General features: G+C 60.2%; 12 protein-coding genes and 2 riboswitches. Of the genes, 10 read left to right on the top strand and 2 right to left on the bottom strand.

All coding sequences use genetic code 11. The features are described from left to right. From ABMC88_RS10810 to ABMC88_RS10795, 4 genes are all read left to right on the top strand, one after another. Positions 1–264: hypothetical protein (locus tag ABMC88_RS10810; protein ID WP_349576896.1), on the top strand; the 264-nt coding region annotated here is incomplete at its 5' end. Positions 265–679: 415 nt separating this feature from the next. Next, positions 680–1,870, top strand: a complete 1,191-nt coding sequence (locus ABMC88_RS10805) for a TAXI family TRAP transporter solute-binding subunit (protein WP_349576895.1) — start codon at positions 680–682, stop codon at positions 1,868–1,870. A 92-nt stretch (positions 1,871–1,962) separates the two neighbouring features. Then, positions 1,963–3,900: a TRAP transporter permease gene (locus ABMC88_RS10800; RefSeq protein WP_349576894.1), complete on the top strand. Its 1,938-nt coding sequence runs from the start codon at positions 1,963–1,965 to the stop codon at positions 3,898–3,900. 455 nt (positions 3,901–4,355) lie between these two features. Continuing rightward, positions 4,356–4,443, top strand: a riboswitch (glycine riboswitch). 12 nt (positions 4,444–4,455) lie between these two features. Continuing rightward, positions 4,456–4,561: riboswitch (glycine riboswitch) on the top strand. A gap of 63 nt (positions 4,562–4,624) precedes the next feature. Further along, positions 4,625–5,860, top strand: coding sequence for a D-amino acid dehydrogenase (locus ABMC88_RS10795; RefSeq protein ID WP_349576893.1), 1,236 nt, complete (start codon positions 4,625–4,627; stop codon positions 5,858–5,860). On the opposite strand, the gene xth is transcribed toward ABMC88_RS10795, so the two are convergent. Beyond that, a complete protein-coding gene (gene xth / locus ABMC88_RS10790; RefSeq protein ID WP_349576892.1) occupies positions 5,857–6,666 on the bottom strand; it encodes an exodeoxyribonuclease III in 810 nt (269 codons plus the stop codon). The two genes, ABMC88_RS10795 and xth, sit on opposite strands and share 4 nt — an antisense overlap. Positions 6,667–6,814: 148 nt before the next feature. Further along, complete coding sequence (locus ABMC88_RS10785) at positions 6,815–7,138, bottom strand: HesB/IscA family protein (RefSeq protein WP_349576891.1); 324 nt, start codon at positions 7,136–7,138, stop codon at positions 6,815–6,817. A 103-nt stretch (positions 7,139–7,241) separates the two neighbouring features. Here ABMC88_RS10785 and ABMC88_RS10780 point away from each other — a divergent pair, with 103 nt between their 5' ends. The 6 genes from ABMC88_RS10780 (at position 7,242) to ABMC88_RS10755 (ending at position 13,690) form a co-directional block, all read left to right on the top strand. Next, positions 7,242–8,399, top strand: coding sequence for a deoxyguanosinetriphosphate triphosphohydrolase (locus ABMC88_RS10780; protein ID WP_349576890.1), 1,158 nt, complete (start codon positions 7,242–7,244; stop codon positions 8,397–8,399). A gap of 15 nt (positions 8,400–8,414) precedes the next feature. Then, positions 8,415–9,032, top strand: a complete 618-nt coding sequence (locus ABMC88_RS10775) for an SDR family oxidoreductase (RefSeq protein ID WP_349576889.1) — start codon at positions 8,415–8,417, stop codon at positions 9,030–9,032. 62 nt (positions 9,033–9,094) lie between these two features. Then, positions 9,095–10,840, top strand: coding sequence for an arginine--tRNA ligase (argS, locus tag ABMC88_RS10770; protein ID WP_349576888.1), 1,746 nt, complete (start codon positions 9,095–9,097; stop codon positions 10,838–10,840). Positions 10,841–10,909: 69 nt separating this feature from the next. Continuing rightward, positions 10,910–11,908: an SPOR domain-containing protein gene (locus tag ABMC88_RS10765; protein WP_349576887.1), complete on the top strand. Its 999-nt coding sequence runs from the start codon at positions 10,910–10,912 to the stop codon at positions 11,906–11,908. Continuing rightward, on the top strand, positions 11,905–12,915 hold the full coding sequence (nagZ, locus tag ABMC88_RS10760) for a beta-N-acetylhexosaminidase (RefSeq protein WP_349576886.1): 1,011 nt from the start codon (positions 11,905–11,907) through the stop codon (positions 12,913–12,915). Before ABMC88_RS10765 ends, nagZ begins: the two co-directional genes overlap by 4 nt. Then, positions 12,908–13,690: a segregation and condensation protein A gene (locus ABMC88_RS10755; RefSeq protein WP_349576885.1), complete on the top strand. Its 783-nt coding sequence runs from the start codon at positions 12,908–12,910 to the stop codon at positions 13,688–13,690. The genes nagZ and ABMC88_RS10755 overlap by 8 nt, the downstream gene beginning before the upstream one ends. Position 13,691: the final 1 nt, after the last annotated feature.

Genomic DNA, 13,691 nt, shown 5'->3' with positions numbered 1-13,691 from the left:
ACTCAGCCTTTTCCTGAAGAGGGTCGCCATAAACGGACCAAAGAGATCGCCAAGCGCAGTCTCTTGGGAAAATCTGAAAAACGAGGAAAACTGGTGAATCCGATGCTTCTATCCAGTGAATCTGATGCTTCCATAATCGATACGATAAATTTCAGCTGCCATAAAAATATGAATCTTGGGTCGAAAGTTGTGAAAGTTATGGTTCACTATACAATCGTTGTAGAGGGAAGGATAAACCTCCCCAAGACCGGGGCGTGCTTTTAACGCTTGGCTGCTGTCTGGAATGCAACCGGAAAGGGTGCTCTGACTAGAAAAGATCGCCAAGTGAACCCTGTACCGCGAACGTCGACAACCGCCGTGTCACTCGTAAAAACAAGGCAGTCAGTGCGTTTGCTGCAACGCAATTACATTTGAGACGCCGTCAACTTGCGGAACAAAGTTCCGATGTGCGGTATTGGCATCCGTGACAAATTGCGCTTAACTCACCTTATGGTTGGGTGGAACGCTTCGGGAGGAAGCGTCCGACCGTGGAATGGGGCAGGTTTTTCTGCTGCCTTTCGGCCATGCTGGGACGGAAAATCTGCTTGGGAAAGATCCTGTGAATGCTTGCGCATCCGGGAATATCTTTCGGTCTTATTTTTCCGGCAGCTTCAAAAACGATAAATAGGGAGAGAAGTGAATGAACAAGTTTCTAATGTCTGCAAAGGTTGCCGTAGCGTCAGCCGCTCTGGCGACCGGGCTGTCACATGGGGTCGAGGCTCAGGAATACGATTGGCCGCGCCTGATGGTGATTGCAACGCCCGGCACATCGACTGGCAGCTTTGCCTCGACGAACGGCTGGGGTCCGATCTTTCAGCAAGAAACAGGCACCACCGTTCGCATTGTTCCCGAAGACAGCGAATTGATGCGCAACCGACGGCTGACCGAGCGTGAAGACGTTGCGATTGCATCCGTTTCCGCCGCCGAGATGGCGTCTCAAACCGAAGGTGTCGGCGGGTATGCCTCGGCGCGGGCCATACCCCAGCGTATTTTGTGGCATCACAACGATACCCCTTGGGGCTTTGTCGTAGCAGGCGATTCCGAAATCAAGTCACTCGAAGATATCGGCAAAGGCGGTGTGCGCGTCACCGAGGGCGTCTTTTCGCCCGCAATCGTCTCGGTTGTGACCGAGGCCTTGCCCGGCTTTATCGGCCTGACGCCCGAAGAAGCACAAGAGCAGATCGAATACGTACCTGCGTCCAGCTACGGTGAAAACTGCCGCTCGGTTGTCGAGGGCAAGTCCGATGTGGCGTATTGCTCGCCGATCTCGTCGGTGCTGTCCGAAATGGAAGGCGCCCCGGGCAGCATCCGCTGGCTGCCGATGGACCCCGCCAACAAGGAAGGCTGGAGCCGCTTTCTGAATTTCCGCGGGATGACGATCCCTTCCACAATTTCCATGGGCGTAAAAACCGCAAACGGTGTTGATTCGATGACGTCGAATTTCGTCTACGCGGTTCCTGTGACCGCCGATGTGGACTTTGCTTATAACATGGCGAAATGGCTGCATCAGTCTTATGACGCGTACAAAGGCACGCACGCCCTTGCGTCGCGCATGTCGGTTGAGCTGTTCCGTTCCTATCTGAACGCCAACCCGATCCCCGTACACGAGGGCACGGTGAAATACCTGCGCGAGATCGGTCAATGGAGCGATGAAGACGACGCATGGAACAGTGCCGCGATCAAGCAGATGGACGCATGGGTAGAGGCACGTCAGGCCGGTATGAAAGCCGCGATGGAGCAAGGGATCGAAATCAACTTCGAAAATGAAGAGTTCCTGAACCTCATGGCCGAACATACCAAAGATCTCCAACCGTTCCGTTCGCGTCTGTGATCGGCGCCTAAAAGCGTAACCGGCGGAGCGGATCGTTCGCTCCGCCGCCTTCTCCGAATGCGCCTCCAGATCATTAAATTCAGGATCACGACATGTCAGACTCTCCAACCATTGCAGCCCCAAATCTCAGCGATGACGACGCGGTACAGCTGGGTCGGCTCGGCACATTATTTTCGTTCACGAGTGTCGCATTCATCCTCCTTTGTACGGGGGGCATCGCGCTTGGGCTGGCCTATGCCTTTGGCGTTCCGATCGCAGGGCAGCGCCTGATCGAAGGGCAATATTACTGGGTGTTTATCGGCATCTTTCTGGCTGCGTCATTTATCGCCTTGCCCGCACGTGCACACCAGACCTCGGTGCCCATCTACGACTGGATCGCGGCCATCGTGGCGCTAAGCGTATGTTTCTGGTTCTCGACGCATGCGTGGGAGATCGTTCAAGCGGGTTGGACCAACGTCTACGCGGGCACAGTGCTGTGGGTCTTGATGCTTGAGATTGCGCGCAGGTCGGGCGGGCTACCCTTTTTGCTGGTCGTGTTTTTACTGGGCCTATACCCGCTTGTCGCGGACTTCTTTCCGGGGCTGCTGATGGGCATTCCCTACACCTTCGAGCGTATGATCGAAGCGCATATTTTCAGGACCGAAGGCTTGATGGGCATCACCACGAAAATCGTGGCCGAAATCGTCCTCGGCTTTCTGGTGTTTGCGGGGGTGCTGATCGCAACGGGTGCCGGGCAATTCTTTATCGATATTGCCAATGCGGGTTTCGGCAAATACCGCGGTGGCTCTGCCAAAGTGTCCGTGGTCGCGAGCGCCTTTTTCGGATCACTTTCGGGGTCGATCTTCTCGAACATCGCGGGCACAGGCTCGATCACCATTCCCACCATGAAAAAAGCGGGATACCCGCCCCATTACGCAGGCGCTATCGAAGCCTGTGCCTCGACGGGGGGGGTGGTGATGCCGCCGGTGATGGGGGCCATCGCCTTTGTCATGGCCATCACGATCGGTGTGGATTACGCGACGATCATGATCGCGGCGATCTTGCCGTCTTTTCTGTTCTATTTCGGCCTGCTTATGCAAATCGACGCTTATGCCGCGCGCAACGGCCTTGTTGGTGCTGCGCCCGAAAACCTGCCGTCGGCGCGCAACGTTCTAAAGCGCGGCTGGCCGTTTCTGATCGTCATGATCTTTCTGGTCTGGGGATTGCTGTGGATGCGCTGGGAATACTACGCGCCTTGGTACGCCAGTGCGCTGATGATCTGCCTCAGCTTCCTTCAGCGTGAAACGATGATGACTCCCAAACGCTTTGTCGAGACTCTGCGGCAGGTCGGCATGCTGGTCACGCAGACTGCGGCCATCATCATGCCGATCGCCTTTGTCGTCAGCGCGCTGACCATTACGGGTGTGACGGGCTCCATGACGTCTGGCCTCGTCGCTTTGGGAGGGGATAATGTTTACCTGATCATCGCCTTGGGTGTGCTGGCTTGCTTTATCATGGGCATGGCGGGTCTGGCGATCGTGGCCTATATTTTCCTGGCCGTAACGCTCGCCCCTGCGATTATCGAGATTGGTGGCCTTAACACCATCGCGGTTCACTTTTTCATCGTCTACTACGCCATGCTGTCGGTCATCACCCCACCTGTGGGGGCAGCGGCGTTTCTGGCTGCGACCATCGCCGGAGCAAAGCCGATGAAGACGTCGATTACCGCGATGCGATTGGGGATCGTGATTTACTTCGTGCCCTTGTTTTTCATGTTCCAACCTGCGCTGGTCTTGCAAGGCGATCTGACGCCTTTGATTTACGTGCTTCCTTCGATCCTGATCGGTATCACCCTGCTGGCCGGTGGTTTGGAGGGGTATCTGATCGGGTTCGGCAGGGTCCGCCATGTGCTGCGCCTGCCGCTTGCCGTGGCGGGATTTGCGTTCAGCTTTCCCGGTTTGGTCACGACGCTGGTGAGCGGGGTAGTGGCCGTGGTTTTGGTCCTGCTGATCAAGAGGGACACAGGCAAAGCGGGTAGGGCGACGGCATAAAAAGTACCTGCATACCGACGTGAAAACGCTGACCTAGATCTGTGATGTGAATTCTTGCAACAGGGTCAGCGTCAACAGCTGCACCATGACCACCCAGCGCTGGTCGTGTTTGCGATGCGCGTTTTGAGCAGTCGGCTCCGCGCAAGCCAAGAAGCAAAAAATGCTCGCCGCCGCACGGCGACGGGACATTGCATTCCATGACCCGCATGTCCGCGAATAATATGCGCTGATCGGCGAGCCACCGCCCTGCGGCCAGCCGACAAACCCTTACCGAGCAGCCAGTAAAACCAAGCTGATATACGCGCAGTCCTTTGACAGCGTGCCGTGGCACCAACTGTGATAAGCTGCCTTTGCGTCCGCCAAGGCGCGGCACCTCAGGCGCCAAACTAAATTCAAACTGCTGCACATTTCCTTTGCTTTGAGGGGCGCTGTTTCCTATACGAAACCCATACGATGCGACTCGTATGGGAGAGCGCAGCAAGACGCTGCCGCCGAAGGAGCAACGCCCCGGAAACTCTCAGGCACATGAACCGTGCGAGGCTCCGCGCAAGCGGACGTTGTATATCTGGAGAGTGGTCTGCACACACGCAACAGGCCCACCGAAGGAGAAAGCCCGCAGGACGCGGGTGAAGCTCTCAGGTCAACCGACAGATGGGGACATGGACGCCGCGCTGGTGCTGGTGTCCCTGTCCGATCCATCGCGTCTGACAACGAGAGCATGACCATGACCCAAATCGCTGTAATCGGGGCCGGTATCACCGGCATTACCACCGCCTATTCGCTGGCCTCGCGGGGCTATGATGTGACGGTCTTTGACCGCAACCGCTATGCCGCGATGGAGACATCCTTTGCCAATGGTGGCCAGTTGAGCGCCTCGAATGCCGAGGTCTGGACCCGTTGGGGGACGGTCTTCAAAGGTCTGAAATGGATGATGGACAGCAACGCGCCGCTGCTGGTGAACCCGCGCCCCAGCTGGCACAAGCTAAGCTGGATGGCCGAGTTTATGGGCAATATCCCCGACTATGAGGCCAACACCATCGCCACCGCCAAAATGGCGATCGAGGCACGCAAGCACCTGCTGCGCTTTGCGGGCGAGGTCGGGTTCGACTTCGATATGGAAAAGCGCGGCATCTTGCACATCTACAAATCCGCCGCCGAGTTCGACCACGCCCGCCGCGTAAACGACTTGCTGGGGCAGGCGGGGCTTGAGCGCCGCGAGGTGGACGCAAACGAGGTGGCGCGGATCGAGCCTGCGCTCAAGACCAAGACCTTGGGCGGCTATTATACCGAAAGCGATTTTACCGGCGACATTCACCTTTATGCCCGTGCGCTGTCCAAAGGGTGTGAGGCGATGGGGGTCAAGTTTTGCTATAAAACGGACGTGTCCGAATACAAACATACCGGCGAGGCCGTGCGCCTGAGCTGGAGCAAGGACGGTGCCGACACTCAGCAAACCTTCGACGGAATTGTCGTCTGCGCAGGCGTCGGCTCCCGCGCCATTGCGGCCAGCCTTGGCGACCGTGTGAACATCTATCCGGTCAAGGGATATTCGATCACCGTGAACCTTGAGGATGAGGCCTCACAGAAAGCGGCCCCGTGGGTCAGCCTGCTGGACGACGAGGCCAAGATCGTGACCTCGCGGTTGGGGCAGAAACGCTTCCGCATTGCAGGCACGGCCGAGTTCAACGGCTACAATCTCGATATTCGCGACAACCGGATCAAGCCGCTGCGCAACTGGTGCGAGACGTTCTTTCCGCAAGTCGAAACTGAGCATTGCGTACCATGGGCGGGCCTGCGCCCGATGATGCCGTCGATGCTGCCAAAGGTCGGGCCGGGGTCAAAACCGGGCGTGTTCTATAACACCGGTCACGGGCATCTGGGCTGGACCCTGTCTGCGGCCACAGCCGAGGCTACCGCCGATTGCATCGACGTCACCCGCATGAAAAACGAGGCGGCTTAAAGGTCCAGTTCAACCCAGACAGGGACGTGATCGGAGGGCTTGTCCCGCCCGCGCACGTCCTTGTCGATCTGGCAGTCAATCAGGCGGTCAGCAGTATAGGGGCACAGCAGGAAGTGATCGATGCGGATGCCGTTGTTGCGGTTCCACGCGCCCGCCTGATAATCCCAAAAGCTGTAGTGGCCAGGGCCAGGCGTGCGGGCGCGAAACGCTTCCGTCAGACCAAGGTTCAGCAAGGCGCGCCATTTCGCATGGCTCTCGGGGCGATACAGCGCATCGCCCTCCCATGATTTCGGGTTCGCGGCATCTTCGGGCTGGGGGATGATGTTATAATCGCCCGCCATCAGAAACGGTGTTTCTTCGGCCAGCAACTCCTCGGCGCGGGCGCGAAGGCGTTCCATCCAGCCCAGTTTATAGGCGTATTTGCCGCCGGCCACGGGGCTGCCGTCTTCCTCCAGCTCAACGGGGTTGCCGTTGGGCAGGTACAGACCGCATAGCCGCACGGAATGGTTCTCTCCCACGACTGTCGCTTCGATGTATCGCGCCTGTTCGTCGGCATCGTCCCCCGGCAAACCGCGTGTTACGTCTTCCAGCGGCAGTTTGGACAGGATGCCCACGCCGTTGAACGACTTTTGCCCATGCACCTCGACGTTATAGCCGCGCTCCTCGAACACCTCTGTGGGGAAGGCCTCGTCTACGGATTTGATCTCTTGCATCAGCACCACATCGGGTTGCGCATCATCCAGCCACTCCGGCAGGGCGTTGATACGGGCCTTGATGCCGTTGATGTTGAATGTGGCGATCTTCATGGGGCAATGCTCCGCGGGTTATCTGGAATGCCCCCAGCTATCGCGCAATTGGCGCAAGGGGGCAAGCAGGCTGTGCGGGCGGGCAGGGAGATTTGGTTTTGTAAAAGGGCAGCGTCCGCCCCCCGCGCTTCTCCATCCAGCGGGGGCGCTACATCGAGAAGGACGTGCCACAGCCGCACGACGATGTCGCGTTGGGGTTCTCGATCACAAACCGTGCGCCGATCAGCTCTTGAGTATAGTCGATCACCGCGTTGGCGAGGAAGGGCAACGAGACGCTGTCGACCACAACCGTTTCCCCTGATCCTTGCAGCACCAGATCATCGTCCGTGGCCGCGTCGAGCGCGATTTCATACTGGAATCCCGAACAGCCACCACCCTCGACGGCGACGCGCAATGCCTTGCCATCCGCTGCGGCACCGATCTCGCTCAGGCGTTCAAAGGCGCGGGACGTCACTTTGGGGGGCAGGTTCATGGTTTGGGCTCTCCGCCGTCTGTTTTCATTGGGCTACAGGCATAATATAGAAATGCAGGGCGCTGCCTGCAAGCACCCCCAGCCTGTAAAAGGAGACCCCGCGATGCGCGCACCCTTCGCCTCCCGCCCCGATCTTGCCCGTGGCAGGCGTGTCCCCGAGGACGAAAGCAGCTTTCGCTCGTGCTTCCAGCGCGACCGCGACCGGATCATCCATGCCAGCGCCTTTCGGCGGCTGAAGCACAAGACCCAAGTGTTTGTTGAACACGAGGGCGATTACTACCGCACCCGTCTGACCCACAGCATCGAGGTCGCCCAAGTGGCGCGCACCATCGCAGGCGCATTGGGCCTGAATGACGAGCTGACCGAGGCGGTGGCACTGGCGCATGATCTGGGGCATCCGCCCTTTGGCCACACGGGCGAGGACGCGCTGCATGCGTTGATGCAGCCCTACGGCGGGTTTGACCACAACGCCCAGGCGATCAAGATCGTAACCGCGCTTGAGCAGCACTACGCAGGCTTTGACGGGCTGAACCTCACGTGGGAGACGCTGGAGGGGATCGCGAAGCATAACGGGCCCGTGACAGGCACACTGCCCCATGCACTGGCCGATTATAACGCGCTGCATGATCTGGAACTGCACACCCACGCCAGCGCCGAGGCGCAGGTGGCGGCCCTGTCCGATGACATTGCCTACAACAACCACGACCTGCACGACGGCTTGCGCGCAGGACTGTTTACCGAAGGCGATATTGCGGCGCTGCCGTTGGTGGGGGCCGCCTTTGCCGAAGTGGATAGCTTGCACCCCGGGCTTGATCCCTACCGCCGTCGCCACGAGGCGCTGCGCCGCGTGTTCGGCATGATGGTGGCGGATGTAATCGAGACATCGCGCACATTGCTCACCACTTCTGGTGCGCAATCGGTCGAGGACGTCCGCCATTTCGGCGCGCCTTTGATCCGTTTCTCGGATACGATGTGGCGTGATCTGGGCGCGATCAGGCGGTTTTTGTTCACGCAGATGTACCGCGCCCCCGCGGTGATGAAGATCCGCGCCGATGTGACGGGCGTGGTCGAGGGGCTGTTCCCTCTGTTTCTATCGCAACCTGCGCTGATGCCCGCCGATTGGGCAAAGGCTATTGCGGCGGCGGGGTCAGACCGTACAATGCTTGCAAGGATTGTGGCCGACTATATCGCGGGCATGACCGACCGCTTTGCGTTACAAGAACATGCGCGGCTGATCGGTGGCGGCGCTGTCGGGGACTGAACGGGGGAAATGACAATGCTGGATGCGCAAGAAAAGACACAAAAAGCGGCGCCCAAACGGGCCAAGGGCATTTTGCACGGCAAGCGCGTGATCGTGCTGGGGGCCTGTTGCAGCTTTGGCCGCAGTACGGCGCGGGCGTTGATGGCTTGTGGCGCGCAGGTGGTGGCGGCTGATAGCAGTGCGGACGGGCTAAAGCACATGGGCGCCGCGGTGCCGTTGCACCTGAAGGGCGAACCGGAAGAGGCGCTGCGCCGTGTGGGTCGCGCATGGGGCGAGGCGCGGCTGGACGCCGTGGTCAACCTGATGCCTCTGCGCCACCCCGACAAGATTGACCTGAACATCGCGGCCCTTCAGGGCATCGTGCAGGCGTTTATGCCCGCACTTTCAGCCCGCGAGGGGCAGATCGTCACCGTGGTGGCACGGCCCGAACAAGCGTTAGAGGTGGGGGCAGGGGCAATGGCACCGGCGCTGGCTTCGGCGCAGGGGGCATTTGCCCATGCGCTGCGGCGTGACGGGCTGACGCTGAACATGGTGAATGTGTCGGATGTGGCAATCTCTCCTGCACGCGCTGCGGTGGTGGGGTTGCTGGCGGGATCGCTCGGGCCGCTCAACGGGTCCGAATTGCGCCTGTGATTGACGCGGCCACTGCGCGTGGTACATGAAGCAAAACCATTCCCGCCGGAGCGCCCCTACTGATGAACCTCTTTGCCGATATCCGCACCCTGACCCTGACCGCGCTTGATGCGATGGTCGCCGCTGGCGATCTGCCCGCGGGCCTGAGCACCGACAACGTCACGGCAGAGCCGCCCCGCGATGCGGCCCACGGCGATATGGCGACCAATGCGGCGATGGTGCTGGCGAAACCCGCAGGCATGAAGCCCCGCGACATTGCCGACAAACTGGCCGCACGTCTGGCAGATGATCCGCGCATCACCTCGGCCGAGGTGGCAGGGCCGGGGTTCTTGAACCTGCGGCTTGCGCCTGCCGTCTGGCAGGGCGTGGCGGCGGATGTGCTGGAAACGGGCACGGATTATGGCCGTGGCACTTTGGGGTCCGGCAAATCGGTGAATGTTGAATATGTCTCGGCGAACCCAACGGGGCCGCTGCATGTGGGCCACACGCGGGGCGCTGTCTTTGGCGATGCGCTGGCGTCATTGCTGGATTTTGCGGGCTGGGATGTGACGCGTGAATACGTCATCAACGATGGCGGCGGGCAGATCGGTATGTTGGCCCGCTCGGTCTATCTGCGCTATCTTGAGGCGCACGGCAAAGAGGTTGCCTTTCCCGATGGGACATACCCCGGTGACTACCTCAAACCTGTGGGCGAGGCGCTGAAAGCCAAGGTCGGCACCGAATATATGGACCAGCCCGAAGATGTCTGGCTGAAACCCATCGGCGATTTCTCGACCGACGCGATGATGGAGCTGATCCGCGATGATCTGGCGCTGCTGGGCGTTACGATGGACCGCTTTTTCTCGGAAAAATCGCTGTATGACACGGGCAAGATCGAAGCCTGCCTTGATAAGCTCGACAAGATGGGGCTGATCTATAACGGCACGCTTGAGCCGCCAAAGGGCAAGCTGCCCGATGATTATGAGGCGCGTGAACAGACGCTGTTCAAATCCACAGAATTCGGCGACGATCAAGACCGCGCGATCAAGAAACACGACGGCGCGTGGACCTATTTCGCGCCCGACATCGCCTATCACAACGACAAGGTCGAGCGTGGCTATGACCAGCTGATCAACGTCTTTGGCGCGGACCACGGTGGCTATGTCAAACGGATGAAGGCCGCGGTTCATGCGCTGTCGGATGGCAAAGTCCCGCTGGACATCAAGCTGACGCAGCTGGTCAAACTGTTCAAGAACGGTGAAGAATTCAAGATGTCCAAACGGGCGGGCAATTTTGTGCTGCTCAGCGATCTGATCCGCGAAGTCGGCAAGGACGTGACCCGCTTTGTCATGCTGACGCGCAAGAACGATGCGCCGCTGGATTTCGATTTCGACAAAGTGATGGAGCAATCGCGCGAGAACCCTGTGTTCTACGTGCAATATGCCCACGCACGGGTGGCGAGCGTCATGCGCAAAGCCACCGAGGCGGGCATCGACGTTTCTGACGCGGCGCTGAAATCCGCTGATCTGGCGAGGCTGGACCACGAGGCCGAGCTGGCGCTGCTGCGCAAAGTGGCAGAATGGCCGCGTCTGGTGGAAACCGCCGCCCGCAGCAATGAGCCGCACCGCGTTGCCTTCTATCTCTATGAATTGGCAGGGGATTTGCACGGGTTCTGGAATCTTGGCAATGCCGAGACCTCGTTGCGGTTTATCCAAGAGGACGATCCTGCAACATCCCAGGCGAAAATTGCGCTGGCCCGTGCTGTGGCGATTGTAATTGCAGCAGGCTTGGGTATTTTGGGCGTAACCCCTGCGGAAGAGATGCGCTAAGCGCTCACCACAGGCACAAACGACGATCAGATCTGCGCGGCAATGTACTGCGCGGACAGAGAGGCAGAGATGGCAGATTTCACACACGCCCCCCAAGGGGGCTTTGCACCGCATGTGCATCCTGAATATTCCGTGGCACCCGCAGGCGCGGTGACAAAGCTTACCAATGTAGCGGGGGCGGTTGTGTCGCTTGCGCTGGTCGTGGGCGTTGGCGTTTGGGGTTACAAGCTGCTGGTGCGGGACGTGAGCGGCATTCCCGTTGTGCGCGCCGCCTCTGGCGAGATGCGTGTGCGTCCCGAAAACCCCGGTGGCCAGTTGGCGCAGCATACAGGGTTGTCGGTCAATACTGTTGCCGTGACAGGTGCCGATGCAAGCCGGACGCAAGAGCTGCGCCTTGCGCCGCAACCTATTGATCTGGCCGAAGATGACGCGCCAATGCTGATCCCGCAAGAGGCTGCCGTGCCTGCGACGCCTGATCCGGTAACGCTGCCCGCGCCCGAAGTGGTGCAAGAAGCCGCGGTGCAGAACATCGACGCCCGCGAAGTTGCCGCAGCTTTGGAAAGCGGATCTGTCGACAGTCTGGTCGCGCAGTTGACCGATGGCATCGCCCCGATGGAGGATCTGGACGGTGAAACCGTGCCTGTGCCAGCCTCGGTCAGCACAACCCAAGCCGCGCAATTGCTGGACGGCGAGGGGCTGCGCGTCTCTTTGCGGCCCTCGCTGCGTCCCAAACGCGCCGCCCGCGCCGTGCCTGTTGCCGCCAGCGCCAGTGTCAGCACCTCGTCCGGTCTGGACGTGGCTGCGGCCTCCGTGCCTGCGGGCACACGGGTCGTGCAATTGGGCGCATTCGACTCCCCCGAGATCGCCCGCAGTCAGTGGACCAAGTTGAGCGCGCAATTCGCCCCCTTCATTGAGGGCAAGCAACGCATTGTAATGGAAGCCAAATCAGGCGGGCGGACCTTCTACCGCCTACGGGCCATGGGCTTTGACGACATCGGCGATGCGCGGCGGTTCTGCTCGGCTTTGGTTGCTGAAAACGTCGACTGCATCCCCGTGGTGACACGGTGAGCGGGCGTTACGGCGCGACCATCCTTGACGCCGCAGGCCACCGCCTGACGCCCGAGGAAAAGGCTCTGTTCCGCGACACAAAGCCCTTTGGCTTTATCCTGTTCGCCCGCAACATCGACACGCCCGATCAGGTCCGCGCCCTTTGCGATGATTTCCGCGAAGCGGCAGGGCATGACGCCCCCATCACCATCGATCAGGAAGGCGGTCGCGTGCAGCGCCTACGCGCGCCCACATGGCGCGAATGGTTGCCACCGCTGCAATTCGTGCAAGCCGCAGGCGACAATGCGGCCGAGGCGATGTACATCCGCTTCCGTCTCATCGCGGATGAGCTCTATGCCCTTGGTATCGACAGCAACTGCGCGCCGATGGTCGACGTGGCAGGCCCGAACACCCATGAATTCCTGTATAACCGCTGCTATGGCACCGATGCGGCCAGCGTGTCGCTGATGGGCCAAGCCGCCAATGACGGTATGCTGGCAGGCGGCGTGCTGCCCGTAATCAAACACATCCCCGGACATGGCCGCGCCACCGCCGACAGCCATTTCGAGCTGCCCCGCGTGGACGCCGATCGCGCCGAGCTTGACCGCGTTGATTTCGCCCCCTTCAAAGCGCTGCGCGACACGCCCATGGGGATGACCGCCCATCTGGTTTACGATGCGATTGACCCCACGCCCGCCACGCTGTCCCCGCGCATGATGCAGGTGATCCGCGAAGACATCGGCTTTGATAACCTGATCATGACCGATGACATCTCGATGAAGGCGCTGACGGGCAGCTTGGGCGATCTCAGCCGTGACGCGATTGCGGCGGGCTGTGACGTGATCCTGCATTGCAACGGCACGCTGGCGGAACGCGCCGAGGTCGCGCAGGCGGCAGGCGAGATGACAGACGCCGCGCAGCGCCGCGCCAAACGTGCGCTCAGCTACCGCCAGAGGCCCGACGATATTGACATTCCCGCCCTCGACGCGCAGCTTAGAGCGCTTGTGGGCGAGGGGTTGCATGGCTGAAAACCTGTTTGATCAAAACGCCGAACGGATCGCCGAAAGGGTCGCCGCAGAGGCGCTGATTGTTGATGTGGACGGGTTCGAGGGACCGCTCGACCTGCTGCTTACGCTCAGCCGGACCCAAAAGGTGGACCTGCGCAAAATCTCGGTGCTGCAATTGGCGCGGCAATATCTGGCCTTTGTGGAAAAGGCCAAGGCGCTGCGGCTGGAACTTGCCGCTGATTATCTGGTCATGGCCGCATGGCTGGCCTTCCTGAAATCGCGCCTGCTGCTTCCCCCCGACCCGACCGAGGAAGGCCCCAGCGGCGAAGAGCTTGCTGCGCACCTTGCTTTCCAACTTGAACGCCTTGCCGCGATGCGCGATGTGGCGGCGCGTCTGATGGCGCGTGACCAGTTGGGGCGCGATTTCTTTGCCCGTGGCCAGACACAAATAGTCGAACGCGTGCGCCGCGTCACTTATACCGCGACCCTGCTGGACCTGATGCAAGGCTACGCCCGCATTCGCACCCGCGACGAATTCCGCCCCTTCGTGATGGACCGCGAAAGCGTCTTCACGATGGAGCAAGCCTTGGAGCGGATGCGCGGCTTGATGGGCTACGCGGGCGACTGGGGCGATTTGATGAGCTTCCTGCCTGAAGGGTGGGAAAGCGACCCCGTCAAACGCCGCTCGGCCACCGCGGCCACCTTTGCCGCCTCGCTGGAACTGGTCAAAGAGGGCCATATGGAAATCCGCCAGTCAGACACATTCGCGCCGATCCAGCTTCGCAAGAAAGATTAAG

The sequence above is a fragment of the Sulfitobacter aquimarinus genome (assembly GCF_040149565.1).
In the GTDB taxonomy this organism is placed as follows: domain Bacteria; phylum Pseudomonadota; class Alphaproteobacteria; order Rhodobacterales; family Rhodobacteraceae; genus Sulfitobacter; species Sulfitobacter aquimarinus.
The sequence above is the reverse complement of the archived record's forward strand: the minus strand, read 5'-3'. Positions and strand labels throughout refer to the sequence as shown.

What these genes read in the sequence shown, in the direction of transcription:
- ABMC88_RS10755 (WP_349576885.1), top strand. Translation starts at nt 12,908, where the DNA reads ATGGCTGAAAACCTGTTTGATCAAAACGCCGAACGGATCGCCGAAAGG.
- ABMC88_RS10795 (WP_349576893.1), top strand. Translation starts at nt 4,625, where the DNA reads ATGACCCAAATCGCTGTAATCGGGGCCGGTATCACCGGCATTACCACC.
- argS (WP_349576888.1), top strand. Translation starts at nt 9,095, where the DNA reads ATGAACCTCTTTGCCGATATCCGCACCCTGACCCTGACCGCGCTTGAT.
- ABMC88_RS10800 (WP_349576894.1), top strand. Translation starts at nt 1,963, where the DNA reads ATGTCAGACTCTCCAACCATTGCAGCCCCAAATCTCAGCGATGACGAC.
- ABMC88_RS10805 (WP_349576895.1), top strand. Translation starts at nt 680, where the DNA reads ATGAACAAGTTTCTAATGTCTGCAAAGGTTGCCGTAGCGTCAGCCGCT.
- ABMC88_RS10785 (WP_349576891.1), bottom strand. Translation starts at nt 7,138, where the DNA reads ATGAACCTGCCCCCCAAAGTGACGTCCCGCGCCTTTGAACGCCTGAGC.
- ABMC88_RS10775 (WP_349576889.1), top strand. Translation starts at nt 8,415, where the DNA reads ATGCTGGATGCGCAAGAAAAGACACAAAAAGCGGCGCCCAAACGGGCC.
- xth (WP_349576892.1), bottom strand. Translation starts at nt 6,666, where the DNA reads ATGAAGATCGCCACATTCAACATCAACGGCATCAAGGCCCGTATCAAC.
- ABMC88_RS10780 (WP_349576890.1), top strand. Translation starts at nt 7,242, where the DNA reads ATGCGCGCACCCTTCGCCTCCCGCCCCGATCTTGCCCGTGGCAGGCGT.
- ABMC88_RS10765 (WP_349576887.1), top strand. Translation starts at nt 10,910, where the DNA reads ATGGCAGATTTCACACACGCCCCCCAAGGGGGCTTTGCACCGCATGTG.